This window comes from Nonomuraea sp. NPDC049784 (genome assembly GCF_040659615.1).
Taxonomy (GTDB): domain Bacteria; phylum Actinomycetota; class Actinomycetes; order Streptosporangiales; family Streptosporangiaceae; genus Nonomuraea.
Genome location: NZ_JBFAMX010001300.1, coordinates 1 through 1094 on the forward strand (window position 1 = coordinate 1; position 1094 = coordinate 1094).

At 66.3% G+C, this 1094-nt stretch carries 1 protein-coding gene; it reads left to right on the forward strand.

Annotation, left to right across the window (positions count from 1 at the left end; all coding sequences use genetic code 11):
- Window positions 1-134: 134 nt before the first annotated feature.
- Window positions 135-1094, forward strand: a 960-nt coding sequence (locus tag AB0J09_RS65575) for an IS256 family transposase (protein WP_360714699.1), incomplete at its 3' end; no start/stop codon positions are given.

A 1094-nucleotide genomic window follows, 5' to 3' on the forward strand; every position in this document is an offset into this window, starting at 1 on the left:
GCAGATGTACGGGCGAGCCGGCTTCGTGCTCCTCCGCCATCGCATCCTGCTCGGCTAAACCACGGTCCGTCACCACCGAAAGTGCGCCAGAGCCCGGTCACTGGTGTAACTCCTGATCAAGGAGAACGCACCTGATGAGTACTGTGATCCAGGCATCGACGGAGATCGACCTGGAGGACGCCGCGGTGGCGCGTAAGCAGCCCAAGGACGCCAAGACGAAGGAGTCGGACCGGGAGCTGGTGGCCCGGCTGGTCGATCAGGCCCGCACCGAGGGCGTGGAACTGGTCGGCGAGAACGGGCTGCTGGGCCGACTGACCAAGCTGGTGCTGGAGTCCGCGCTGGAAGGTGAGATCACCGACCACCTCGGCTACGACAAACACCAGCGATCCGGCGGCGAGACGACCAACAACCGTAACGGCGCCCGCTCCAAGACGGTCATCACCGACGTCGGGCCGGTGGAGATCACCGTGCCACGCGATCGGGACGGCAGTTTCGAGCCGAAGATCGTACGCAAGCGGCAACGCCGCCTGTCCGGCGTCGATGAGATGGTCATCTCGCTGGCCGCCAAGGGCCTGACCACCGGGGAGATCTCTGCGCATCTGGCCGAGGTGTACGGCGCGCAGGTGTCCAAGCAGACCATCTCCACCATCACCGACAAGGTCCTGGACGGCATGGCCGAATGGCAGAACCGGCCGCTCGACCCGGTCTACCCGGTCCTGTTCATCGACGCTGTCCATGTGAAGCTGCGCGACGGCCAGGTCGCCAACCGGCCCATCTACGTGGCGCTGGCGGTCACCGTCGACGGCGAGCGCGACATCCTCGGGCTGTGGGCCGGCGACGGCGGCGAGGGCGCCAAGTTCTGGCTGCACGTGCTCACCGAGATCAAGAACCGCGGCGTCGCTGATGCGCTGATGGTGGTCTGCGACGGCCTGAAGGGGCTGCCGCAGGCCATCGAGAGCGTCTGGCCGCAAGCCGTGGTCCAAACATGCGTGGTTCATCGTGGCCGCCAAGAATCAACATGCTGGTTTTCCTGGGTCGGGGTGCTCGTGTGGTGTGTCTGTCGAGGCGAGGAGGGCGGCGGCCGAGGCGTAGCG